21 protein-coding genes are annotated in these 23347 nt (G+C 66.8%); 8 read left to right on the forward strand and 13 right to left on the reverse strand.

Annotated elements, in window-relative coordinates; genetic code table 11:
- Position 1: 1 nt before the first annotated feature.
- Both R5H29_RS18175 and R5H29_RS18180 read right to left on the reverse strand, forming a co-directional pair.
- Positions 2-883, reverse strand: coding sequence for a DUF3298 and DUF4163 domain-containing protein (locus tag R5H29_RS18175; protein WP_134732265.1), 882 nt, complete (start codon positions 881-883; stop codon positions 2-4).
- Positions 884-920: 37 nt separating this feature from the next.
- A complete protein-coding gene (locus tag R5H29_RS18180) occupies positions 921-1223 on the reverse strand; it encodes a GNAT family N-acetyltransferase (RefSeq protein ID WP_019660442.1) in 303 nt (100 codons plus the stop codon).
- Positions 1224-1432: 209 nt separating this feature from the next.
- Between R5H29_RS18180 and R5H29_RS18185 the strand changes: the two genes are divergently transcribed.
- The gene (locus tag R5H29_RS18185) at positions 1433-1594 is read left to right on the forward strand and encodes a hypothetical protein (protein WP_167692790.1); all 162 of its coding nucleotides are present in this window, start codon (positions 1433-1435) and stop codon (positions 1592-1594) included.
- 41 nt (positions 1595-1635) lie between these two features.
- Here the strand turns inward: R5H29_RS18185 and R5H29_RS18190 are convergent, their stop codons facing one another.
- Complete coding sequence (locus R5H29_RS18190) at positions 1636-2262, reverse strand: rhomboid family intramembrane serine protease (protein ID WP_332329575.1); 627 nt, start codon at positions 2260-2262, stop codon at positions 1636-1638.
- A gap of 7 nt (positions 2263-2269) precedes the next feature.
- Positions 2270-3835 (reverse strand): oligopeptide:H+ symporter, encoded by a 1566-nt coding sequence (locus tag R5H29_RS18195; RefSeq protein WP_019660445.1) that lies wholly within the window; start codon positions 3833-3835, stop codon positions 2270-2272.
- Between the two features lie 163 nt (positions 3836-3998).
- Between R5H29_RS18195 and R5H29_RS18200 the strand changes: the two genes are divergently transcribed.
- Complete coding sequence (locus tag R5H29_RS18200; protein WP_021203014.1) at positions 3999-4847, forward strand: endonuclease/exonuclease/phosphatase family protein; 849 nt, start codon at positions 3999-4001, stop codon at positions 4845-4847.
- 131 nt (positions 4848-4978) lie between these two features.
- On the opposite strand, the gene R5H29_RS18205 is transcribed toward R5H29_RS18200, so the two are convergent.
- A complete protein-coding gene (locus R5H29_RS18205; protein WP_005410310.1) occupies positions 4979-5590 on the reverse strand; it encodes a superoxide dismutase in 612 nt (203 codons plus the stop codon).
- 221 nt (positions 5591-5811) lie between these two features.
- Between R5H29_RS18205 and R5H29_RS18210 the strand changes: the two genes are divergently transcribed.
- Entirely contained in the window at positions 5812-6264 is a 453-nt protein-coding gene (locus R5H29_RS18210) for a ribonuclease domain-containing protein (RefSeq protein ID WP_111101752.1), read from the forward strand.
- A complete protein-coding gene (locus R5H29_RS18215) occupies positions 6264-6677 on the forward strand; it encodes a barstar family protein (protein ID WP_332329576.1) in 414 nt (137 codons plus the stop codon). The genes R5H29_RS18210 and R5H29_RS18215 overlap by 1 nt, the downstream gene beginning before the upstream one ends.
- Positions 6678-6779: 102 nt before the next feature.
- Here R5H29_RS18215 and R5H29_RS18220 read toward each other — a convergent pair whose 3' ends face one another.
- Both R5H29_RS18220 and R5H29_RS18225 read right to left on the reverse strand, forming a co-directional pair.
- Positions 6780-8546 (reverse strand): hypothetical protein, encoded by a 1767-nt coding sequence (locus R5H29_RS18220; RefSeq protein WP_332329577.1) that lies wholly within the window; start codon positions 8544-8546, stop codon positions 6780-6782.
- A gap of 10 nt (positions 8547-8556) precedes the next feature.
- The gene (locus tag R5H29_RS18225; RefSeq protein WP_021203010.1) at positions 8557-9156 is read right to left on the reverse strand and encodes an NfuA family Fe-S biogenesis protein; all 600 of its coding nucleotides are present in this window, start codon (positions 9154-9156) and stop codon (positions 8557-8559) included.
- 90 nt (positions 9157-9246) lie between these two features.
- Between R5H29_RS18225 and R5H29_RS18230 the strand changes: the two genes are divergently transcribed.
- The 3 genes from R5H29_RS18230 (at position 9247) to zupT (ending at position 10906) form a co-directional block, all read left to right on the forward strand.
- Entirely contained in the window at positions 9247-9597 is a 351-nt protein-coding gene (locus R5H29_RS18230; RefSeq protein WP_279937567.1) for a 4a-hydroxytetrahydrobiopterin dehydratase, read from the forward strand.
- Positions 9594-10010: an energy transducer TonB gene (locus tag R5H29_RS18235; RefSeq protein ID WP_058981208.1), complete on the forward strand. Its 417-nt coding sequence runs from the start codon at positions 9594-9596 to the stop codon at positions 10008-10010. The genes R5H29_RS18230 and R5H29_RS18235 overlap by 4 nt, the downstream gene beginning before the upstream one ends.
- 86 nt (positions 10011-10096) lie before the next feature.
- A complete protein-coding gene (gene zupT, locus R5H29_RS18240) occupies positions 10097-10906 on the forward strand; it encodes a zinc transporter ZupT (protein WP_019660453.1) in 810 nt (269 codons plus the stop codon).
- A gap of 546 nt (positions 10907-11452) precedes the next feature.
- Here zupT and R5H29_RS18245 read toward each other — a convergent pair.
- Positions 11453-12427: an RluA family pseudouridine synthase gene (locus R5H29_RS18245; protein WP_049433696.1), complete on the reverse strand. Its 975-nt coding sequence runs from the start codon at positions 12425-12427 to the stop codon at positions 11453-11455.
- Positions 12428-12834: 407 nt separating this feature from the next.
- On the opposite strand from R5H29_RS18245, the gene R5H29_RS18250 reads away from it, so the two are divergent.
- A complete protein-coding gene (locus tag R5H29_RS18250) occupies positions 12835-16122 on the forward strand; it encodes an Rne/Rng family ribonuclease (protein WP_332329578.1) in 3288 nt (1095 codons plus the stop codon).
- Between the two features lie 117 nt (positions 16123-16239).
- Here R5H29_RS18250 and R5H29_RS18255 read toward each other — a convergent pair whose 3' ends face one another.
- From R5H29_RS18255 to R5H29_RS18275, 5 genes are read right to left on the reverse strand one after another with little or no spacing between them, the layout of a single operon-like run.
- Positions 16240-17127 (reverse strand): endonuclease/exonuclease/phosphatase family protein, encoded by an 888-nt coding sequence (locus R5H29_RS18255; RefSeq protein ID WP_332329579.1) that lies wholly within the window; start codon positions 17125-17127, stop codon positions 16240-16242.
- A gap of 2 nt (positions 17128-17129) precedes the next feature.
- Positions 17130-20297 carry a discoidin domain-containing protein gene (locus R5H29_RS18260; protein WP_332329580.1) on the reverse strand — a complete coding sequence of 1056 codons (3168 nt, stop codon included), beginning with the start codon at positions 20295-20297 and terminating at the stop codon, positions 17130-17132.
- Positions 20294-21130, reverse strand: coding sequence for a carbohydrate ABC transporter permease (locus R5H29_RS18265; protein WP_111097843.1), 837 nt, complete (start codon positions 21128-21130; stop codon positions 20294-20296). The genes R5H29_RS18260 and R5H29_RS18265 overlap by 4 nt, the downstream gene beginning before the upstream one ends.
- The gene (locus tag R5H29_RS18270) at positions 21127-22008 is read right to left on the reverse strand and encodes a carbohydrate ABC transporter permease (protein WP_197605883.1); all 882 of its coding nucleotides are present in this window, start codon (positions 22006-22008) and stop codon (positions 21127-21129) included. The genes R5H29_RS18265 and R5H29_RS18270 overlap by 4 nt, the downstream gene beginning before the upstream one ends.
- Positions 22005-23345 (reverse strand): sugar ABC transporter substrate-binding protein, encoded by a 1341-nt coding sequence (locus R5H29_RS18275; protein ID WP_134729955.1) that lies wholly within the window; start codon positions 23343-23345, stop codon positions 22005-22007. Before R5H29_RS18275 ends, R5H29_RS18270 begins: the two co-directional genes overlap by 4 nt.
- Positions 23346-23347: the final 2 nt, after the last annotated feature.

Raw genomic sequence — 23347 nt, forward strand, 5'->3', positions numbered from 1 at the left:
GTCAACCGCGTGCGAACAGCTCCACGTAGTCCCTGGCCACGTGCGGCAACAGCACCGCCGCCGGTACATCGGCGGTCTGGGTGCCGTCCGAGTATGGACCCACCTGGTACGGAGGGAAAACAAAGCGCAGCGCGGTGATCTGCCCCTTGTCGTCGGTCAGTGGCTGGAACTGGCTGAAATTGTCGGCCTGCGGGCCAGTCCCGTCGGCGATCATGCGCGATGCGTTGCGCAGCGATTCCTGCAGTTGGGCCGGGTCCATGTCCTCGCCGCTGAGCCGCGTGGCCACGCGTTCGCGCAGCTGGTCGGCGACGAACTCACTGATCACCTTCCAGCCCTTGGCATCGGTCACCAGCTTGTCGGCACTGAGCATCTGCTGCTGCTGCGGCAGCCATACGAAGCGCGCCACCAGCGGTTCGCCGTGGGCGCCACCGGTGTAGCGGCTGCCATCAGCACTGACCACCACCAGCTGCGGGGTTTCCAGCAGTTTCTCGAAACTCAGCGACAGCTCGTAGGGCATGGTCGGCTTGTCGTTGCCGAGCCCGTCCAACGCCTGTTGCAGGTCACTGCGCGCACTCGTCGCATAGTTCTGCAGCGCACGGGCCAACCCCGGATAACGGTCGATGCCGGCCGGGTAGCTGATGCCCACCACTTCGCGCTCGTTGTTCTCGATCACGTCGCGCAGGTCCAGCGGCGCTTCCGTGGCCGGCGTTTCGGCTGCGGCGGTGGCCTCGACGGCGGGAGCCGCCTCAGCCGCCGGTGCCGGCTCGCTTTCACGCTGGCAACCGGCCAGCAACAGCACGCCCACCACGCCGGCCAACGCACTGCCGCGCAGTGGCCGGTTGTTTCCAATCTTCATCGGGATCCCCTGTTCATGTTTGTACATCATTGCCTGCCATGGCTGAAGCGTGGCCCGCCGGCGTTCAGCCAGCGAGCAGATCGTGATACTCCTCATGCCGCTGCAGGAACGCCTCGGCGTAGGAACAGGCCGGCACCACCTTGTACTTCTGCTCGCGGGCGAAACGCAGTGCCACGCGGGTCAGCTCACCGGCGATGCCACGGCCGGCGATCGGCTCAGGCACCTCGGTGTGGGTGATGACCATGCGTTTGCGCTTGATCTGGTAGTCCAGCACCGCCAGCTGTCCACGCACACGGGCGGTGAAGCGATGGTTGGCCAGGTCGTGTTCGACCTCATAGGCCAGACCGGGGGGCGTGACCGAAGCCATGGAACTGTCTCCTGCGGCGACTGCGTGGATGGTGCGCAGCCGGGCGCCATGATCGCGTGAAGCCTGAACAGGGGCAAGTCTGATCCATTCACGTCAGTTTGCGACCCTCAAGCTGGAGCGCCGACGGCCGCTATCGCCTGTGGAGGGGTACGGCCAGCTTGGCACGCCCCTTGCGACCGTTGACCATGCGCACCCCCGCGGAGGCTCCGATGCACCCCAGCGATTCCCATTCAGATACTGACCGCGCCCTGCTGGAGGGCCTGCTGCAACTTGCGGTGGAAGGGCAGACCGAAGACCAGGATTTCCAGCGCATCGGCGAGGAAGTGTTCGCCCGCCTGCTGGATACCTACGGCCAGCAGCACACGCTCTGAAAACCGGGGCGAATCGTCACCGATTCGCCCCGCTACCCGCTTCAACCGCCGCCGAGGCGGAAGGTCGGGTTGGACAGCTCGCGCAGGAAGTGGGTGAAGATGCTCGGCTGCATGGCCAGCATGAAAATCACACCGAACGCCGCGCCCGCCAGGTGGGCGCTGTGGTTGATGCGGTCGCCGCCGCGCTTGTCCATCCAGATGCTGTAGCCGACATAGAACGCGGCATAGATGATCGCCGGTGCCGGGATGAAGAACACCAGGATGATCGACCACGGCTTGATCAGGATGAAGGCGAACAGCACCGCCGATACCGCCCCGGACGCGCCAAGGCTGAGGTAGTTCGGGTTCTTCTGGTTCTTCAGGTAGCTGGGCAGGATCGAGACCAGCAGCGCGCCGATGTAGAACGCCGGGTAGGTCAGGTAGCTGCCGGTCAGCTGCACCATCACGCTCTCGATGAATCCCCCGAAGAAGAACAGGGTGATCATGTTGAAGATCAGGTGCGACCAGTCGGCGTGGATGAAGCCATAGGTCACCAGCCGGTCGTACTGGCGGTGACGGTCGATGGCCGGCGGCCACAGGATCAGGCGGTCGGCCAGCTTGCGATTGTTGAACGCCATCCACGACACGATGGCGGTAATGGCGATCAACAGCAGATTGACGGGGGTCATGTCAGGCTCAGGCGCTACGGTAGTTGTCGACCATACGATAGCGTTTCGCGTACCAACCGAAGGCCAACGCCGCGACGAAGGCGAAACCGGCAAAGAAGAACATCAGGAATGCCGCCTCGCTGAGGCCTGTACTGGCGATCTTGTGGGTCACCGCGTCGTTGCGCACGGCAGCGTTCGACAGCAGCACCCACAGGTTGCCGATGGTGGTGGTCAGGTTCCAGAAGCTCATCACCACGCCCTTCATCGCCTGCGGCGCCTGGCTGTAGGCGAACTCCAGGCCGGTGGCCGAGACCAGCACCTCACCGAAGGTCAGCAATGCATACGGCAGGATCTGCCAGAAGATCGACAAAGCGTTGCCGCCGTCCATCACCACCTGGATGCCGCCGACCACGATCCAGGCCAGGCCACTGAAGGCGATGCCGGCGGTCATGCGGCGCAGCGCGGTCGGCTCCAAGCCGAAGCGGCGCAGGGCCGGGTACAGCACCAGGTTGTTGAACGGAATCAGGATCATCACCAGCAGGGGGTTCAGCGCCTGCATCTGCGAGGCGCTGAACCAGCTCGGCATCTGCATCTGCTGGCCCTGCAGGACCCAGGTCGAGGCCTTCTGGTCGAACAGCGAGAAGAACGGCGTGGTCAGCGCGAAGATCACCAGCACGCGCAGCACCGAGCGCACGCCTTCCACGGCTTCGGCTGGATGCTGGCCACGGGCCCGGTCCAGCTGCAACCAGGTGCCGCCACCGATGCCGGCGAGAATGGCCACCAGCGCCAGGCACAGGCAGATCACGATGCCCAGCGAACCGACCAGGCCGAACGACGCCGCTGCCAGCACCAGGCCGAGCACGGCGATCACCAGGCCCGGGCGGCCCTGGCCGGCCGCGCGTGCGGTCAGCGCAGTGCGCACCACGTTGGCGAACGAGTGCGGGTCCTTCGGTGGCAGTGGCACCAGCACGTAACGCTTGCGGCCCAGCCAGAACACGAAGGTGGCGATGAACATCAGGATGCCCGGGATGCCGAACGCCCACTGCGGGCCCCAGTTCTTCAGCGCCAGCGGGATCAGCAGCGAGGCGAACAGCGAGCCGAAGTTGATGATCCAGTAGAAGGCGTCGAAGACGATCTTGGCCAGGTGCTTGTTGCTCTGGTCGAACTGGTCGCCCATGAAGGAGGCCACCAGCGGCTTGATGCCACCGGCACCCAGGGCGATCAGGCCCAGGCCGAGGAAGAAGCCCTCGCGGCTGTTCTCGAACAGGGCAAGGCACAGATGACCGGCGCAGTAGACCAGGCTGAACCAGAGGATGGTGTGGTACTTGCCGAAGAACCTGTCGGCCAGCCAACCTCCGAGCAGCGGGAAGAAATACACGCCGATCATGAAGCTGTGCATGATGTCCTTGGCTTCACCGGCACGGCCTTCGGCTGTGATTTCCTGCAACAGCAGCGAGGTGATCAGGAACTGCACCAGGATGTTGCGCATCCCGTAGAAACTGAACCGCTCGCAGGCCTCATTGCCGATGATGTACGGGATCTGGCGCGGCATCTTTCCCTGGCCGGCGATGGGGGCAACTGCGTCGTGGCTCATCCTGTAAGGCATTCCTGCAAAGCGAAAGGCGCAAGGTTACCGGAACCGGGCCTTGCGAAGCACGCTGCAGGGCTGCATGACAACGGTGCCCATCCATGGCAGGCAACCGCGCTCCGTGCCGGAAGTCACGGCACCTGCACGACAAAAGCGTAAACTTATCGTTATGCGCCCCCTCCCCCCCGCCCGTCTCCTGCTCAGTTGCCTGATGCTGCTGATGGCGTTGCAGGCACAGGCGCGGCCGCAGGCACCGGCCACGGCGGCCAGCGAAAGCGGCTCTCGCCAGCTGACGGTGGCCGCGCTGGAGCTGCCCAGCCACGATGATGCGCAATGGAAGTTGCGCCGCGAGCAGGTCGCGCAGTTGCTGACCGACCTGCAGCCGGACGTGATCTCGGTGCAGCAGGTGCTGCAGCAGCAGGGCCGCAACCCGGCCTGCTGGCTGGCCAGCCGGCTGCGTTACAGCTGCGACTTCGTTACCGCCGATCCACCCAGCCAGACATTGCGGCATGGCAACGCGATGCTGACCCGGCTGCCGGTCAGCGAGGACGGCGTAACCCTGCTGCATCCTCCCGGCACCTTCAGCGCGGCCGGCATGATGCGGCTGAAGCTGGGCGAGGCGCTGGTCAACATCTATGTGGCACGGCTCCGCCCCGACCCGGACGAGGCCGCCGCACGCCAGCACCAGACCAGCGACCTGATGACCTGGATTGGTGCCACCGCCGAGGGCATGCCCAGCCTGATCGCCGGCGACTTCTCGGCCAACACGATGGAACTGGTGCGCAGCACGCCGGGCTTCCAGCCGGCGCGGCGCAATCCCGGCGGCCGAGCCGAGGCGCCTGCGGCCAGTGGCGGGGGCAGCACTGGCCATGGTCTGGATGTGCTCTTCCAGGTCAAGCATTTCGACGGCATCCGCCAGCAGCCGATCCTGCTGCCGGCCGACGGCGACCTGCCCGGCCTGCGCCTGGGCGTGATGGCCACGTTGCGCCTGCAAGGCAATACGGCCACCGCCGAATAGGGAGTACCGGCCGCTGGCCGGCTCCCCGGGGATCACACGATTGCCGACCAGCGGCCGGCACTACCGAATGATTGCTGCAACAGAAAAGGCCGGGTTTTCCCCGGCCTTCTCCGTTCATCCCATCACCGCGATCAGGCGATCGCTTCCTGGTAACGGCGCTCGACTTCGTTCCAGTCGATGACGTTGAAGAACGCGCCGATGTATTCCGGGCGACGGTTCTGGTACTTCAGGTAGTACGCGTGCTCCCACACGTCCAGGCCGAGGATGGGGGTGTTGCCTTCCATCAGCGGGCTGTCCTGGTTGCCGGTGCTTTCGACCACCACCTTCTTGTCCGGGGTCACGCTCAGCCACGCCCAGCCGCTGCCGAAACGGGTCAGCGCCGCCTTGGTGAAGGCGTCCTTGAACTTGTCAAAGCCGCCCAGGTCCTTGTCGATGGCCTTGGCCACGTCGCCCACCGGGTTGCCGCCAGCATTGGGAGCCATCACGGTCCAGAACAGCGAGTGGTTGGCATGGCCACCACCGTTGTTGCGCACCGGACCCTGCAGGTTCTCCGGCAGCGACTTGAGCTTCTTCACCAGTTCTTCGACCGGCAGGTCAGCGTACTCGGTGCCTTCCAGCGCCGCGTTGACGTTGTTGATGTAGGTCTGGTGATGCTTGGTGTGATGGATTTCCATCGTCGCCGCATCGATATGCGGTTCCAGCGCGTCGTAGGCGTAGGACAGCTTGGGCAGGGTATAGGCCATGGTGCATCTCCTGATTGCGAGGGCACCCGACGTTGTCGGGCGGTGCGCGGTGAATGATGGGGACAGAACGGCAGATTACCAAGGGGGATGTAAAGGAAATTGCGTCCCGCCGGTGAGCACGACGGCAATTGTTACGCGGCGGTGACGCAGCCCCCTCCTCATGCGCCGTGCAGCGCGCAGGCGCTACAGTGCGAGCACCACCCTCGCCCGCTCCCTTGCCCATGCGCAACCCCCGGCTGCTGATCACCGCCATCGCCCTGCTGCTGCTCGGCCTGGTAGTCAACCATTTCATGCAGCGCCCGCCGGCGCCGCAGTTCGCGCCGGACCTGCAGGGTGCGCCTGCCGCGCGCGCACCGGCCACGGCCACGCCCGGCAAGGGCAACGGTCTGCCCGCCTTCCTGCCCGCCGAAGCCCTGCAGACGATCGCGCTGATCCAGCGCGGCGGGCCGTTCCCGCACCGCCAGGATGGCAGCACGTTCGGCAACCGCGAACAGCAGTTACCGCAGCGTCCGCGCGGCTACTACCGCGAATACACCGTGGACACCCCCGGCGCGCGCACCCGTGGCACGCGCCGCATCGTCACCGGCGGCGATCCGCCGGAGGCGTGGTACTACACCGACGACCACTACGAATCATTCCGCAGCTTCACGGTACCGGCCCAGGGAGCGCAGTGATGAGCCATGACGATTTCGGCCTCGGCCTGCACGACATCAACAATGCCGGTGTCTACGCCATCGACAGCGACGACATCGGCGCCCTGGCCGCCGCAATGCGCGATGCCGGGCTGAAGGTGATCCGCATCGACCTGGAAGGGGTGGCCGACAAGCGCACCCTGCTCGCACGGCTGGCCGCGCAGCTGGATTTTCCGGCCGGTTTCGGCGGCAACTGGGATGCGCTGTCGGACAATCTACGCGACCTGCAATGGCTGCCAGCCAACGGCTATGCACTGTTCCTGTGCGACGTGGACGCGCTGCGCGCCACCGCGCAGAAGGACTTCGACACCCTGCTGGACGTGGTGGACGAGACCAGCCGCGACTGGCTTGGCCGCGACGTCCCGTTCTGGGTGTTCCTGTCGCAGAGCGCGTAAGGTCACTGCCGTGGTGGATGCCGACCTTGGTCGGCGCTTCTGCGCCAACCAAGATTGACACCTACCCAAGCGAGCCTGCCAGGGCGTGGCGCGCTCCCTAGCCTACCGGCTCCCGTTATCTTCCTGCAGTTCTTTCTTGAACGGAATGTCCGGCGGTGGCCGCGCCACGGCCGGCTGGTCCTGCATGTTCGGATTGGTAAGGCCACAGCCACCACCGGCCTGCAGGATCGAGATCACGCAGGAAATCTTCGTATTGGTACCCGGCAACGGAATCTCCATTGCCTTTATTCCCTTGCGCACCCACTCGGCCAGCAGCGATTCCTGCGGGACCCAGTATTTGTCGAATGACGTGGGCGTGTAGTCGTAAGGCGGTCGCTTCAACCAGGTGCCCGATTGCGCGATGCGTTCCTTGCTCCAGCCATCGTTGGCACCACCGGGCGCACCGCGCTCGGCACGTCCATCGCCTTCCTGGCCCGGCACGCGGACGCTGCCATCGGCGTTGAACAGGCCACTGCCCTTGCCGGTGGCGCTGGCCTGGCGGGCGCCCTTGTCGGCGCCGTCCTGTTTGCGGCTCGACGCCCCCCAGTCATCGCCCTTGGCGGGCGTGGCCCAGTTGCCCGGATCGGGGGCCGGGCGCGCTCCAGCCTGGGCCGGTGCCGTGCTGGAGGCGGACGGCCGTGGCGTGCTGCTTTCGGCCTGGCGCGCACTGCCACTGGCCGCAGGCGCGGCCGTTGTCGCTGGCGCGCTGCCGCTGGACGTTGAAGGCGCCGCCGCGGGTGCCGACGCGACTTCGCGCTCGCGCACCTGCAGGTCACGGCCTGCCGGCGCTCGCACGGTCGGCTCGCGCCCGGCCACAGCAGCCATCCGTACCTGCGGATCGACCACGGCCTGCACTTCGCGCTCGCGCACCTGCACATCGCGCTGCGGCACACGGACCTGTACATCGGCCGTGCGCAGCGGCTGCGATATCGCCGGTGCATCGACCGTAATGATTTCACGCTCCTGCACCGGGATGTCACGCAGCTGCGGCGTCCGCACCGCGATCTCCGGCGCACGCAGTGCGGCCGGGGCCGGCGGCACCTGCACCGGCTGCACACTGCGCTCGCGCACCGTCGGTACCGTGTCGCGCGGCACGATGCTGATCTCCGTGCGCGGCACGCTGACAGGTGGCACCACGAAATCCGTACTGGCCTGCGCCACTTCGGTGGCCTGCACCGGAGACGGCGGCGGTGCCGCGACCGGCGCCAGCTCGGATTCGGCGGCCGGCGGCGGCACGCTGGCCACTGCAGCCGGAGCGGGTGCGGACGCAGCTGCCGACGCGGACGCCGGACGCGGCTCAGGCGCCGTTGCGGCCCCTGCGTTCTGGCCAGCTGCAACCTGGCCCGGCGGTGCAGCGGCCGCCGCTTCCGCACCTGGCTGATCGCCGCCGCCTTCCTGGGTAGCGCGACCGACGAACTCCACCTGCACGCGCTCGCCCTCGGCGCCTTGTTCTTCCGGTGCCGAGGTGCGGATCACTGCCACCCATAGCAGCAGCATGAAGAACAGCAGATGCAGCAGCGCACTGGCCAAGGCCGAGACGCAACGCATCCAGCGCTGGTCGCGCGGCGCAGCATCCCAGTCCTGCCAGAACAAGCGGCGCAGCGCCTGCCACGGCGACAGCTGCGGCGATTGACCGGGTGGCCCCGGCAACGGTCGGGGCAGCAATACCGCGATCACGTCGCGCGCGTGGTACGGCCGCGGCAGCGGCCCCAGCGAGCGCAGCCACAGCGCCCAGCCATAAGGCAGGCGCGTGGTCTTCTCGAGGACGGCGCGGGGCTGCTGGCGCGCCAGCAGTAGATCGATGAGTTGCTCGGCCCGGGTCAGAGGCACGCGTCAGCGATCAGGCGACGTTGTCGCGCGGGATGTACGGCGCGTGGCCGCTGTCGTGGTCGGTCGCGTCGCGCACGGCGGTCACGCCCGGCACGCGGCCCATCAGGGTCTTTTCGATGCCCTGCTTCAGTGTCACGTCGGCCATGCCACAGCCCTGGCAGCCACCGCCGAAGCGCAGCAGTACCACGCCGTCGGCCGAGACTTCCTGCACGGCCACCTTGCCGCCATGCGAGGCCAGCTGCGGATTGACTTCGTTCTCCACCACCCAGTGCACGCGCTCGACCAGCGAGGCCGCATCACCGGGCGCTTCACCCTTGATGCGCGGCGCCTTGATGGTCAGCTGCTGGGTGCCGGCGGTACCGGCGACGATGTCGATCTCGGCGCCATCGAGCCAGCCGACGCTGCCGGCATCGACGTACAGGGTGAATCCTTCGCAGTCCACCGCCCACTCATCGCCGAGCAGGTCGGTCGGTTCGGCGAACTCCAGCCGGGCGTCGGCGCGCGGGGTGCCGGGGTCGACCGCGCTCAGGCGCACGCCCATGCCGGGCACGCCCTCGCGTTCGATCAGCTTGCGGAAGTGGGTCTGGGCAGTGTCGGAGATCTGGATCATCAGGCTATTCTAGCCAAGTACGCGTCAGCCGCTCATTCCGTTTATACACCGTCCGGCGCATTGTTCAGTCAACACGAGGTGGAGATTCCCATGGCCGACCTGATTCCACTGGCCCAGGCCCGTTGCGTGCCACGCAAAGGCAGTGACCACAAGCTCGGCGAGGCCCGCCTGGCCGAACTGCTGCCGCAGGTTCCCGGCTGGGAGCTGAGCGAGGGCAGCCAGGCCCTGACACGCACCTTCCGCTTCAAGGATTACTACGCCACCATGGCCTTCGTGAACGCGCTGGCCTGGATTGCTCACCGCGAGGACCACCATCCGGACCTGGGCGTGCACTACGACCGCGCTGTGGTGCGCTTCTCCACCCACGATGTGGGCGGCCTGAGCGAGAACGACTTCATCTGCGCGGCAAAGACTTCGGCCCTGACGGAGCAACTGCCATGAACATTCGTTTGCTGAGCCTGTCCCTGATCGCTGCGACCGGCCTGGCCGGCTGTGGTGCCTCCGAGCCGCCGGCGCCGCCAGCGACCGCGCCGACCGAGGTGGCCGCGGTGAAGACGCCGCCGCCGCAGTACCCGCTTGAACTGGCCTGCATGGGCGTGGGTGGCACCAGCACGTTCAAGGTGACCATCGGCACCGACGGCAAGCCGAGCGAGGTCGCCCTGCTCACCGGCGCCGGCAATCCGCAGCTGGACGAGCTGGCCAGGACCGCCGTGCAGGGCTGGCAGTTCAAGGCCGCCACCCGCAACGGCCAGCCGGTGCCGGCCACCATCCAGGTGCCGGTCAGCTTCAACCCGCCGCAGCCGAAGCCGGACCAGTGTTTCGCGATCGAAGAGCGCCTGCGCCGCGGCGGCTGATCGCGCGCCCCGACAAGGCCCGCCTCGCCCTCCCCGCCCCGGGTTCCTCCGGGGCGGTTGTCTGTTGACCAGGACCGCGTCGGCAAATGCTGCAGATTCCCCCAGAAAACGTCTGGATCGCGCTGGCGGTCACCCTCGCGGCCGGCCTGGCCACCGCCATCGGCAGCCTGCTGGTGCTGTTCTCGCGCCGCCCCAACCCGCGCCTGCTGGCCTTTGGCCTGGCCTTCGCCGGCGGCGCGATGGTCTACGTGTCGCTATCGGAAATCCTCAACAAGTCCATCGCATCGTTCGCCCTGGCCTATGGCGAGCGCAGCGGCTTCACCTACGGCACCCTGGCGTTCCTGCTGGGCGTGATCGTCATCGTGCTGATCGATCACTTCATTCCGAATCCGCATGACAGCCTGGACAAGCAGGACCCCGCGTTCCGCGAAAACAGCCGCGAGTACCTGAAGCGGGTCGCGCTGCTGACCTCGGTCGCGATCACAGCGCACAATTTCCCGGAAGGGCTGGCGACCTTCTTCGCCACGCTGGAAAGCCCGTCGGTGGGCATGCCGCTGGCCTTTGCCATTGCCATCCACAACATCCCCGAGGGCATCGCGATCGCGGTGCCTGTGTACTTCGCCACCCAGAACAAGGCCTATGCATTCAGTGCCAGCCTGCTGTCCGGCCTGGCCGAGCCGGTGGGCGCGGCGCTGGGCTACTGGCTGCTGTCAGGATCGCTGTCGCACGCCACGTTTGGCTGGGTGTTCGGACTGATCGCCGGCGTGATGGTGTTCCTTGCGCTGGATGAGCTGCTGCCGGCGGCCAAGCGTTATGCCAAGGGCCACGAAACCGTGTATGGCCTGGTGGCCGGCATGGGCACCCTGGCGATCAGCCTGGTGTTGTTCAAGTGGTGAGGGGTTCCCGGCCAACGGGCTGAGCCCCCTCGCGGCTGGCGGAGCGACATTCCGGGTTGGGCCGGCCGAGGTGGGTTTGCGGGGGACGCCGTAAACCCATCCTTGGGGGCTTGGGCGCGCCATCCATGGCGCTTACACCCCCGCAAACCCACCTCGCCCGGCCTCTGACAGGCTATAGGCGTGCCAGCCGCGCGATGAAAGAATGAAAAAGCGAAGCCCGCGCTGCGCGCGTGAGTCGAGCGTGGCTCGACTCTACAAGGGCTGCGTGCGGGTATGGGTCTACGCTGCGGCTGTCAGGTCCGCCTTGTAGCGAGCCGAGCACCGCAGGTCCGGCGAGGGCGAAGAGGCGCGGGTGTCTGAGCGCAGCGAGTTCCGCGCCGCCCCTCGGCGGACCGAGGAGCGCAGGGTACCGGCGCGCAGCGCCGGCTCGCGGATGGCGGCATGTTTCTTTGGTTACTTTCTTTGCACGAGCAAAGAAAGTGACGAGCCCACTCATCGCAGGAAAGCGACGGCGCCGACCAAGCACCCGGCGCCGCCGAACCGCCGTCAGCGCAGGCGGTCCAGCGCCTCAACCAGCTCATCGGCCAGCGGCGCGTTCAGCACGTATGGGCTCTTGCCGTCATCCAGCGCGAACTCCAGCGAAGCCGCGTGCAGAAACAGGCGCTTCAGCCCGATCTGCTCACGAAGCCGCTTGTTCACCGCCGGATCGCCGTACTTGTCGTCACCGGCCACCGGGTGGCCCAGATGCTGGGCGTGCACGCGGATCTGATGGGTGCGGCCAGTCTCGATGCGCACCTCGCAGTACGAATGGCCGCCGCGGCGCTCCAGCACCCGGAAGTGGCTGATCGATTCCTTGCCGATCGCGTTGACCTGCACATGGCGCTCGCCGCCCTGGCGCAGGCCCACGTGCAGCGGCGCGTCCACCGTCATCACGCCATCGGGCATGCGCCCGGCCAGCAGGGTCAGGTAGCGCTTGCGGATGCCAGCGCCATGGTCTTCACGCAGCAGGGCCTGCAGTTCACTCAGCGCCGAGCGCTTCTTGGCCACGATCAGCAGGCCGGAGGTGTCGCGGTCCAGCCGATGGACCAGCTCCAGGGTCTGCCCCGGGCGCAGCGCGCGCAGGGTCTCGATAGCGCCGAAGCTGATGCCGCTGCCGCCGTGGCTGGCCACGCCCGTGGGCTTGTTCAGGGCCAGCAGGCGGGCATCCTCGAACACGATGGCCTGCTCCAGGCGGCGCATGAACGCCTCAGGTGGACCGGCCTTGTCTCCCTCCTCGCTGAGACGCACGGGTGGTACACGCACCTCATCGCCCGCCTCCAGCTTGCGCTCGGCCTTGGCGCGACCGCCGTTGACCCGCACCTGGCCACTGCGCACCAGCTTGTAGACCAGGCTGCGCGGGGCCCCCTTCAGCTGGCCGAGCAGGAAGTTGTCCAGGCGCTGGCCGGCGCGGTCGGCGGGAACGGTGATCATGCGCACGGAAGGCTTGTCGCCTGCGGGCTTGGTGGGGTCTTGGGCGGTCATCAGGCTGTTTATTCTGTTACACTCGGGGGGCGAGATAAGGGATTGATTTCGTTGGAAGTTACTCAGGGCCAGAAGCCCAGCTTCCGACGAATCCGGCACAGTGCGCGACCACCGCCCGCGGGGCGGCCATGTTAGCGGCTCACCGGCCTTCCCGGCCATCGCCGGATGCCTGACACGCAACCGTGCTGAACATGTCCCGCGTGGCGCTCCAGCCTGGCTGACAGCTGCCTGCGGCCCTGCAACACCCAAAACCCATAAGAGTGAAGCGCTCCCGCGGCCTGCCGTGGTGTCGTAGCGCTGGAAACCCAAGCCGCCCTCCCCGCGCTTGCGCGAATGGGCGGCGAGCCGTGTCCAGAGGCGAAACCCCATGGCGTTCCGCGCGGTAGCCGCTTGCGAGGAACGCAACAATGAAGCGAATGCTGATCAACGCAACGCAGGCTGAAGAGCTGCGTGTTGCCATCGTGGATGGCCAGTCGTTGTATGACATCGACATCGAGCAGCCGTCGAAGGAACAGAAGAAGTCCAACATCTACAAGGGCCGGATCTTCCGCATCGAGCCCTCGCTGGAAGCGGCCTTCGTCGAATACGGCGGTGGCCGCCATGGCTTCCTGCCGTTGAAGGAAATCTCCCGCGACTACTTCCAGGCCGGCGTCGACCACAACAAGGCCGGCATCCGCGAACTGCTGAAGGAAGGCCAGGAGATCGTCGTCCAGGTCGACAAGGAAGAGCGTGGCAACAAGGGCGCCGCCCTGACCACGTTCATCTCGCTGGCCGGCCGCTACATGGTGCTGATGCCGAACTCGCCCAGCGCCGGTGGTGTGTCCCGCCGCATCGAGGGCGAAGACCGGGCCGCGCTGAAGGACGCGCTGGACAAGCTGAACATTCCCGACGACATGGGCGTGATCATCCGTACCGCCGGCGTCGGCCGCGATGCGGAAGAACTGCAGTGGGACCTGGACTACCTGCTCAACGTCTGGCGCGCCATTGCCGAAGCCGCGCTGAGCAAGCCCGCTCCGTTCCTGATCTACCAGGAGTCGCGCCTGATCGTGCGCGCCCTGCGTGACTACCTGCGCGCCGACATCGGCGAGATCCTGGTGGACACCGAGGAGATGTACGAGCACGCCCGCGAGTTCATGCAGCAGGTGATGCCGCAGACCCTGCGCAAGCTCAAGCACTACAAGGACGACATCCCGCTGTTCAACCGCTTCCAGATCGAGTCGCAGATCGAAGGTGCCTACGAGCGCAACGTGCGCCTGCCGTCGGGTGGCTCGATCGTGGTCGACCAGACCGAAGCACTGACCGCAGTCGACGTGAACTCCTCGCGCGCCACCAAGGGCAGCGACATCGAGGACACCGCGTTCCAGACGAACCTGGAAGCGGCCGAGGAAGTGGCTCGCCAACTGCGCCTGCGCGACCTGGGCGGCCTGGTGGTGATCGACTTCATCGACATGGCCTCCAACAAGCACCAGCGCGAGGTCGAGAACCGCCTGGCCAACGCGCTGAAGTACGACCGTGCCCGCGTGCAGGTCGGCCGCATCTCGCGCTTCGGCCTGCTGGAAATGAGCCGCCAGCGCCTGCGCCCGAGCCTGGGCGAATCCAGCCAGATCGTCTGCCCGCGTTGCGACGGCCACGGCCGCATGCGCAGCGTCGAGTCCCTGTCGCTGTCGATCATCCGCGTCGCCGAAGAGCATGCGATGAAGGAGAACACCGGGCAGGTGCTGGTGCAGGCCCCCGTGGAGATCGCCAATTACCTGCTGAACGAGAAGCGCAGCGCCCTGCGCGAGATCGAGCAGCGCCACGAGGCGCCGATCGTGATCGTGGCCGACGAGCAGCTGCATACCCCGCACTACACCGTCACCCGCCTGCGCGAGAACGAGTTGGGTGAAGAAAGCAGCAAGCCCAGCTACCAGCGGGGCACCCCGCGCAAGCTGCCGGTGCACGCGCTGACCAAGGGCCAGCTGAACATCCCGCCGCCGGCGGTGACCCAGGTCAAGCACACCTCGCCCGCCCCGGTTCGCGAGGAAGTTGAGCCGGCCAAGGCAGCCCCGGCCCCGGTCGCGGTCGCACCGACGGCCCCGGCCCCCAGCGGCGGCGTGATCGGCTGGCTCAAGCGCGTGTTCGGTGGCGAACCGGCCCCGGCGCCGGCGCCGGCCGCTCCGGCGGCGCGTCAGTCGCAGGACGGTGGCCGCAAGGACCGCAACAAGGATCGCAACAAGGACCGCAAGGACCGTCGCGACGACAGTCGTGGCAATGGCAACGCGCAGCAGCAGAAGGATGGCGGCAACCGCAAGGACCGCGGCGAGCAGCGCAAGGACGGCCGCAACGGCAACAACGGCAATGCGCAGCAGCAGCCGCAGCAGGGCAAGCAGAAGGAGCCGCAGCACAAGGATGGCCAGCAGCAGCCGCAGCAGCAGAACAAGCCGCGCAACGAGCAGCAGGGCCAGAACCAGAACCAGCAGCCGAAGCTGAAGCAGCCCAAGCAGCCGCGCCCGCAGCAGCAGGACGGTGACAAGCCGGCCGAGAAGCCGCAGCGCAATGCCGCCGAAGCAGCTGCCGAAGCCGTGACCGCAGCGGCAGCCGTAGCCGCTACGGCCGTCGCCGCCAACGGGGTGAACGCGCTGGAAACCACCGCGCCGGTGACGCCGGTTGCTCCGGCACCCGCCGCTCCGGTGGAAGCCGCTGCGTCGGCCGACACCGCTGCCAACGCTGGCAGCGCGGCCGAGGTGACTGCGGTTGCCGGCGAGGAGGCTGCAACCGACACCAATGGCGAGCAGGCAGGCGAAGGCGCAACCCGCCGTCGTCGTGGCCGTCGTGGTGGCCGTCGCCGTCGTCGCGGTGGCACCGAGAATGCCGTCGGCAGCGACGCCCTGGGCGATGACCAGGACGATGGTGATGACGGTGAAGACACCGACGGCGCCGAGCCGAGCGTCAACAACACCGCCGGAACCGCTCCGGTTGCTGCGGTGCAGCCGGTCCGTTCGCAGCCGGAGTTCGACTTCGATGACGAAGTCGAGCCGATCGCCATCGAAGCCGGGAAGCCGGCCCGCGCTGCCGCCGCTGCGGTTTCCGCACCGGTTGCGGTGGTGAGCAGCGCCGTGGTCGAAGTCGCCGCCCCCGTCGCGGCTGAAGTGCAGGCACCGGCCGAGGCTGCTGCGAAAACTGAAACGGTGTCCTCGCCGGTGCAGACCAGCATGCTCGATGCCATCGACGCTGCGACCCCGGTTCAGCCGGTCGCCGACGCCACTCCGGTGGTGGACGCTGCCGCGCCGGTGATCGAAGCAAAGCCGGTTGTGGCTGAAACGACCGCAGTGGCTGAAGCCGCTCCGGTGATCGAAACGAAGCCGGTCGCGGTCGAGGCCGCGCCGGTCGTGGAATCGAAGCCGCAGGTGGTTGAAGCAACCCCGGTGGTTGAAACCAAGCCGGTGGCCAGTGAGAGTGGCCCGGTGGTGGAGGCCGCCCCGGCCGTTGAAGCCACGCCGGTCGTCGAGACTGCGCCGATCGTGGAACAGCCGGTCGCGCCGGTGGCGGTGGAAGCCGCGCCGATCGAGGCCGCTGCCCCGGTCGCCGAAGCCGTGGTGACGCCGTCGATCGATCCGGTCGCCGATGGCCATGCCGACGCCGCAGCGCAGGCTGCAGAAGCCAGGGCCGATGAAGAAGACGAAGAGGCCGCCAAGCGCACGCCTCCGTCGAACTGATCGCGCCTTGATAGCGTGAAAACGAAACGGCGGGGATCAATGATCCCCGCCGTTTTTGTTTGTGCGTCGGGCCGAACCGTGCCCACCAAGGTTGGCACCTACCCAAGCGTGCCTGCGTCAGGGTTTCGGCGCGAACTGCAGGCGGGTCCACACGCCGTAGTGGTCCGAGGCCCAGCGACCGCTGTCATCGGGCTGGTCGAACAGGATCTTCGCCTCGCGTGCGACCATCTCGTTCTGCTGGAAGAAGATGTGGTCGATCCGCGACGGCGCCTGGTAATAGTGACGGTTGAGCGTACTGACCGCGGACAGATCGGTGTTGACATGCACGCTGCCGTAGCTGTCGCCGTAGTGGCTGCGCAGCTCGCTCAGGTCGCCGGCATCCACCAGTGCATTGAAGTCGCCGGCGATCACCACCGGTGCACCGGCCGAGGTTGCAGTGATGAAGCGCAGCAGGTCTTCGACCTGGGTGCGACGGATGCGCTGCCCGTTCTCGTCGCTGCGCTCGTTCAGATGCGTGGCGTAGATGTTTACCGGCGTGCCGTCGACGTCGATGCGCAGGTGGGCCACGGTGCGGTAGTCGTCCAGCGGCTGCAGCAGATGATCGCCCTGAGCGAGGATCGGCCGCCGGGTCAGCAGCGCATTGCCGTAGCGCTTGGGTGCCGCGACCGGATCGGTGGACACGAACACATACCTGTAGCCGAGTTGGCCGGCCAGCCATTGCGCCTGGTTTCGCACGTTGCGGCGCTGGATCACTTCCTGCAGGGCAACCGCATCCGGCTGCAGGCGCTTGAGCTCGGCCAGGATGGTGCGGCGCCGGCTCGGCCAGTCTTCGCGGTCGTGGTGCAGGTTGAAGGTGACCATGCTCATGCCCGGCGCGCTGGCAACGTCGGGCGCCACAGTCGTGCCAGCCGGTTCAGCCGCCATCATCACGCCCGGCAATGCCATTGCAATGGCCAGCCCCAGGGCGCGCACCGACGTGCGCACCTTCGCCCGCTGCTGCTTCATCGTTACTGCCCCTTGCGTTCGGCGCGGCGCACTGCGCTCGGCACGTCGATCTCGATCCGCGCCGGCAGCTGGTGCACGTGCAGTTCTCTGTTGACCCACTGGGCCGCTTCACCGTTGATGCTCGCCTCGCCCGGGTCGCCAGCATACGGCCACGGCAGCACCACACCACCGACCGGCGGCACCAGGCCCGGTTGCACCTCCAGCACCAGCTGCTTGTCGCTGCGCTGCAGGCGGTAGTTCAACTGCCCCTGCGGCGTGCGCAGGCCCTGCACGGCAATGCCCTCGCCCTGCAGCCACGCGGTCGGCACGCCGGCGGCCAGTACCAGCGCATCGTCCAGATCACGGTTGTAAGCGAACATGTCCAGCGCAGAGCGCACGAAGTCCGAAGCCACCCAGGCGTGCGGCAGGTCACCGACGAAGAACGGCTTGCGCGGCGTGCGCGAGACCACTTCGGCCCACTGGTTCCAGGCCTGTGGCGCGCGGTCCCTGAAGAAGAACTCGGTGGCCTGCCAGGCGCGGTCGCGCCAGCCCAGGCGCACGAACGCTGCCACGTTGCGCCATTCGTACGGGGTGTAATCCTTCCACTCGCGCTTGCCATCGCGACGGGCAACGAACTCGTTCCAGTAGCGCTCGAAGGTCGCCTCCAGCGCCTGCTGCGGCAGCCGGCCCTGCTCGCCGCCGGGGGCAAGCGCGATCGTGGTGGAGGTCGCGTCGAAGTCGCCCAGCTCGGCCGAGCCCGGCAGGTAATCGATGTTGTGCTGCTGCATCGCCGACAGCAGCGAGGCCTGCAGGTCAGCACGGAACTGGTCGCGCGATTCGGCGATCTGCATCGCCTCGACCTTGCCCAGCTGGGTCGCCAGCAGCGCCGCGTCCTTGTAGCCGCGCAGTGCCCAGAAGTTGTCCCAGTAGGAATGCATCGGCTTGGCCGAATAGCCTTCATGGCTGATCGAGGCCGGCATCATCCCGTAGAACGCCGGGTTGCGCGCGCGGTTTTCCTCGGTGCGCTCGCTGGCGCGCAGCTGCTCCATGTAGTTGTAGGCGCCCTGCACGTGCGGCCACATCAGCTCGGTGAACGTGCTGTCGCCGGTGTAGCGCCCATACTCGGCGATGCTGTAGATCAACTCGCCATGGCTGTCGTTCTCCGGCACCGGGTCGCTGCCGCGCGCGTCGACGCAGCACGGCACCTTGCCGTTTTCGAACTGGTACGGCGCATACCAGTTGATGTAATCGCGCACCGCATCACTGCGCCCCATGCGCAGCAGGCCCTCGGAGATCATCGCGCCGTCGCGGATCCAGCTGCGCGCATACGACCGCGTGCCCGGCTGCAGGCGCGGTCCGACACGCGAGATCAGCATGTGCGCCACCGCCGTGCGCAGGGTGTCGACCAGTGGCTGGCCTGCAGCAGGCACCTGCAGCGAAACCACGCCCAGCTTCTTCCGCCATTGCTCGGCCACCTGCGCCTGCGCCTTGGCCACATCCAGCGCCTGCGGCGCCCAGCCACCGGTCTGTGGCAGCACCACCGCCACCTCACGGTTCTGCCCGGGCTCCAGCCTGATCGTGTACACCAGCGCACCCGACGCCATGCCGGTGCTGTCCTTCACCGCCGTGGTCGCCGGGTACGTGCCGCTTTCCAGATGCATCGCATCGAGCTTGCCATCGAACGTACTGGCAAAGCGCGCGTCCGGTACCTGCAGCGGATAGATCCGCGGCTCACCGTTGACCCGAACCAGCTGCTCACCTACATCCAGGGCATCAATCCGGCTGAAGCCTCCGACGGTATTAAGGAACTGGCTGGGCGGATTGACCTGCCACGGCCGTATCGCCAGTGCCAGGGTGTATTCGTGCGCGACCTTGTCCGGATTGCTCAGCCGGTAGCGGCCGACCAGCTGCGCACGCTCGGGCGTGCCCTGCACGAAACCGGTCACCGAGAGTCCGGCCTTCTCATGCACCCAGTCGACGGTGGCGATCGGAAGGTAGTGATCCTGCAGCGACTGGGTGATAGCCACTTTCGACCAGTCCAGCAGCTTGCCGTCCAGGCGGATGAACGGCTCGATGCTGAAGCTGCCCTTGGCCGGCTCCAGCGCGCCATCTTCGCTGATCAGCGCCTGCTCCTGGCCACCATCGAGGCCGAGCAGGGTCCAGTAGGGCTGTTCGCCCACATACGCGCGCGGCAACGAACCGCGCGGCAGTTCGGCGGCTACCGAGGACAGGAAGGCATTGGGCGTGGCGGCGAACGCCAGCGGCTTGAGTGCGATGTCACGGATGCCATAGCGCCAGTTCGGGCCATCGCGCAGATCGAAACGCACGTAGCGCGCGTCGGTATCCGGCAGGGCAAGCCAGTCGCGGCCACCGGCACCGCTGGTCACTTCGCGCACGATGCGCCAATCCCGGCCATCCTCGGACGTCCGCACGGTGTAGCGATTGGCTTCCAGGTTCGGCAGCCAATCGATCACGACACCGCCGATCTCGCGGCTCTTGTGCAGGTCCAGGCTGATGGTCTGCTGCTTGACGCCACCGCTGATCCAGAACGTGTCGCTCTTGCCGTCGATCATGCGGTCCTGCAGCGCGGTGGCGGTATCGGCAATCACCGACGGCACCAGCGCCGAATCATCCTGCGGTGGCAGCCCCTGCAGGGTCAGCCTGTCGAAGCATACGGTGCCGCGGCCGCCGACCTTGCTGTAAATCGTGAACTCGACTGCGGCGCTGCGCGCCATCTCCTTCTCGGGCGAGGGACCCCACGCCTTGTCGATCTGGCGCCGGCGGTACTCGACCGGCGTCCAGCCCTTGGGAAAACTGTAGCCGGGCCGATTGACCCACCAGACGTTGTCGCCGCTGGCATCGATCAACTTGAACTGCAGGTCGTTGCCCGGCGATTCGCCACGCAGCTGGAATCCGAAGCGGTAGTTGACCGGGTATTCGATGTTCAGCGCGCGGCGGATCCCGACGTAGCCGGAGACATCGTGGAAGTCATAGTCCAGGCACAGCGCGCGGCCGCCGCCAGCGCCACTGACCGGGCGCAGCGAACCGCTGACCTGGTCGGACAGCACCAGCTTCCAGGCCGCGACGTCGTCGAAGTCGTCCAGCACCTTCGGTGCCGGCAGCGCCGGTGGCGCGGCGATCGCCAGGGAGGTCCACAGCAGGCCCAGTCCAACGGCGATCGCTCGCTTCATCCCTTGACGCTCCCCAGCAACAGACCTTGGATGTAGTACCGCTGCAGCACCAGGAACAGCGCCAGCACCGGGACCACGGTGACCACCGCGCCGGCCATCATCATTTCCACGTCCATGATGTGCTCGCGCGAGAGGGTGGCCAGCGCCACCGGCAAAGTGTAGTGCTCCTGATCGGTCAACACGATCAGCGGCCACATGAAATCGTTCCATGCGCCCATGAAGGTGAAGATCGCCAGGGTCACCAGCACCGGCTTGAGCATCGGCAGCACGATCTGGAAGAAGATGCGCAGCTCCCCTGCCCCGTCGATACGGGCCGCTTCCAGCAATTCGTCCGGAATCGAACGCGCGTACTGGCGCACCAGGAAGATGCCGAACACGCTGGCCAGCGCCGGCACGATCACGCCGCCGAAGCTGTTGACCAGGCCCAGCTGCTTCATCAGCAGGAACAGCGGCAGCATCGCCACCTGCGCTGGAATCACCAGCGCCGCCATCAGCACCTGGAACAGGCGCTCGCGGCCGACGAAGTTGAGCTTGGCGAACGCATAGCCGGCCATGGTGTTGAGCAACAGCGAGCCAAAGGTGATCGCCAGCGAGACGAGCAGGCTGTTGGCGAAGTTGCCGCCCATGCCAGTGCGCGCGAACAGCTCATGGTAGTTGTGCGTGGTGATGCTCGAAGGCAGCAGCGGCGGCGGGAAATGGCTGGCCTCGCCCTGCGGCATGAACGAGACCGAGAGCATCCACAACAGCGGTGCCAGGCTGACCAGGGCCAGCACCAGCAACGCACCATTGATCAACCACGGGTACCAGCGCGACTGGCCGATTTCACGACTCATACCAACTGCCTCTTGCGGCCGAAACGCAGCATCACGGTGGTCACCGCCAGGATGATCAGGAACAGCAGGAACGCCACGGCGGAGGCGCGTCCCAGGTTCCACCACTTGAAGCCTTCCTCGAACATGAAATACAGCACGCTGACGGTGCTCTGCAGTGGGTCGCCGCGGGTCATGACATACGGCTCGGCGAACAGCTGGAAGTAGCCGGACACGGTAATCACGCCGACCACCAGCAGCACCGGGCCGAGCATCGGCAGGGTGATGTGCAGGAACTGCTTCCAGCGCGAGGCGCCGTCGATGCGCGCAGCCTCGTACAGGTCATGCGGGATCGCCTGCAGGCCGGCCAGGAAGATCACCATGTTGTAGCCGAAGTTCTTCCACACCGCGAACAGCATGATGGTCGGCATCGCCCAGTTGGGATCGCCCAGCCAGTCGATCGGGCTGATGCCCAGGTGGCCCAGGCCGTAGTTCACCAGGCCGTAGCTGGTGTGGAACAGGTAACGCCAGATCACCGCCACCGCCACCAGCGTGGTCACCACCGGCGCGAACAGCGCGGTGCGGAACAGCGCCTTGAAGCGCGCGGCCGGTGCGTTCAGCAGCATCGCCGCGCCCAGCGACACGCTGATCGACAAGGGCACACCGATCAACACGAAGTAGGTGGTATTCCACAGCGACTTCCAGAACATCGGTGTCTGCAGCAGGTCGATGTAGTTGCCGAGGCCGACAAACCGCAGGTTGCTGCTGTCAGCCAGGGCATACAGGTCGAAGTCGGTCACGCTCAGCGCCAGCGCCGAAGCCACCGGCAGGCCGAAGAACACGCCCAGCACGATCAACGAGGGCCCGGCGAAGATCCAGCCGGCAAGCGAAGTACGTTTCATTGCGCGCTCCCGGCGGCTACGGCACTGCTGGACTGCGACGACGGTGCGCGCTGCTGCAGGCGTTGTTGTTCATGCATCCAGCGGCGCTTGGCCAGCACCTTGTCCACGCGCTGGTCCAGTTCTTCCACGGCCTTGTCCTGCGGCAGGCCACCGCGCACCACCTTCTCGGTGACGATGCGCATTTCCTGCACGATGCGCTCCCATTCGAGCACCTTCGGCGTCGGCTTGACCCGCTCCAGCTGGTCACGGAATGCCGCTGCCAGCGGATCGTTGGCCAGCGACGGTGCGTTCCAGGTACTGCGGCGCGGCGGCAGGTCGCCGATGATCGAATGGAAACGCGCCTGGATCTGCGGCCGCGACAGGAACTCGATCAGCTTCCACGACGCTTCCTTCTGCTGCGACTTGCGGAAGATCACCAGGCTGGTGCCACCGGCGATGCCGGCGCCGGGGCCGTCCGGACCCGGTAGCGCCGCGGTGCCCCACTGCCCTTCCAGTTCCTTTGGCTGCAGCTTCTTGAACTCGCGGATGTTCCAGGGGCCGGAGATGTAGAACACGTTGAAGCCGCGGAAGAACTCGTCCCAGACGTTGGAGATCTGCGTCTCGGACATCTTCGGCGCCCAGCCCTGCTCGAACATGTTGGCGTAGAAGGCCAGCGTGCGGCGGAACCCCGGGCTGGCGAAATTGCCGCGGGTGTCATCGTCGCGCAGCAGCGGATCGGGTTGCTGCAGTGCCAAGGACAACTGCTGCTCGAACTCATTGATCGGCATCAGCACCGCATAGCGGTTCGGCCCCTGCATGCGCTTGATCGCCGCCATCTGCTCGTCCCACTCGGCCCAGGTACGCGGCGGGTGGTCGTAGCCGGCCTTGGCCAGCAGGTCCTTGCGGTAGTAGATCAGGCGTGTATCGACGTACCACGGCACGCCCACCAGCTCGCCGTGGATCACGTTGGTATCCCAGATGCCCTGGAAGTAATCTTTCGGATCGACCACAGTGGAGCGCTGCACGAACGGCTGCAGCGGGGTCAATGCATCGAGTTCGGCGAACTCCGGCACCCAGGTATTGCCGAGCTGGCACACGTCCGGCAGGCCATCGGCGGCGAACGCGGTCAGCAGCTTTTCGTGCGCTGCCGTCCACGGGATGTTCTGCACATCCACCTTGATGCCGGGATTTTCGGCCTCGAACTCGTGGATCAGCTCGCTGACCACCTCGGCTTCGCGACCCATCGCCCAGAAGCGCACGGTGGTGGTTCCAGGCTCGGTGCGGGCGCAGCCGGCCACGGCCAAAGCGGCCAGGGCGGGCAGCGCCCAGCGGCGCAGGCGGTCGATCCAGTTCGGCACCG

Origin of the sequence: Stenotrophomonas sp. A3_2 (genome assembly GCF_036624925.1) — a bacterium.
GTDB classification, from domain to species: domain Bacteria; phylum Pseudomonadota; class Gammaproteobacteria; order Xanthomonadales; family Xanthomonadaceae; genus Stenotrophomonas; species Stenotrophomonas hibiscicola.